This is a genomic window from Marinitenerispora sediminis (assembly GCF_003336425.1).
GTDB classification, from domain to species: Bacteria; Actinomycetota; Actinomycetes; order Streptosporangiales; family Streptosporangiaceae; genus Marinitenerispora; species Marinitenerispora sediminis.
Genome location: NZ_QEIO01000319.1, coordinates 1 through 1063, shown reverse-complemented (window position 1 = coordinate 1063; position 1063 = coordinate 1). Strand labels below are relative to the sequence as shown.

General features: G+C 77.5%; 1 protein-coding gene. It reads left to right on the top strand.

What is annotated here, in order from left to right; translation table 11 throughout:
- Positions 1-202 precede the first annotated feature (202 nt).
- On the top strand, positions 203-961 hold the full coding sequence (locus tag DEF28_RS26575; protein ID WP_114400935.1) for a DedA family protein: 759 nt from the start codon (positions 203-205) through the stop codon (positions 959-961).
- Positions 962-1063: the final 102 nt, after the last annotated feature.

The window sequence follows — 1063 nt, the reverse complement described above, 5'->3', positions numbered from 1 at the left end:
ACCCCCGCGCCTTCCCGCGGTCCCCGACCGACGTCCCCGCGCCGCGCACGACCGCACCCGCTCCGGACGCCCGGACCGCGGGGTCGGCCGCAACCTCCACCGAGCGCCACCGTGACGGAAAGGACCGGACCGCGACCCGCCGTCCCCGGAGCCGGCCGGGGCCGGCGCCCCGCGGCCCGCGGGGAGCGCCAGAATCGTACGCATGCCCTTCTCCGCGGACGCCCTGCTGGCGTCCCTCTCTGATCTCCCGTCGCCGCTGGTGGCGGGAACCGTCCTCGTGTTCATGGCCCTGGAGACGATGGTGCTCGTGGGCCTCGTCGCCCCGGGGGACCCGGTCGTGCTCGTGGCCGGAGCCGGTGTGACGAGCGCCGGCGAGTTCGCGCTCATCCTCGCCGCGACGCTCGCGGGCGCGCTGATCGGTGAGAGCGGCGGCTACCTGGTCGGCCGCACGTTCGGCGACCGGTTCCGGTACAGCCGCATGGGGCGGTGGATCGGCGAGGAGCGCTGGGAGCACGCGGAGGAGATCCTGGCGCGGCCGCGCGGGGGACTGGCCATTGTCGGGTCGCGGTTCGTCGCCGTGGTGCACGCCGTGGTCCCGGTCCTCGCCGGCACCGTCGGGATGCCCTACCGGCGCTTCATCGCCTGGGCCGCCCTCGGCAGCTCGCTGTGGGCGCTGCTGCACGTCGGGCTCGGCGCGCTGTTCCGCGCCTCCTACGGCGACGACGGCGAGGGCCTGGGCGGGCTCACCGCGGTGGTGCTGGTCGGCGGGGCCGTCCTCATGGTCCTGGGCGGCCGGCGTCCGCGCCGCCGCGCACCCGGCGGCGGACCGGCGGTGCCCGCGGCCGGGGCACCGGAGACCGCGGCCGCACCCGGACCGGCGGAGCACCCGGACGAGGCCGCCGGCGGCCGGTCCGGCGAGACCGCCGCCGGGGACGCGGGCCGGTGCCCGTCCACAGGATGACCGGCGCCCTGGCCGTGCGGCGGACCGTCGAGTAGTTTCACGGTGACTGGCCGCAATTCGCCCCTCCCACCGTCGAGCGAGGCACCCGTGACCACCTCCCCC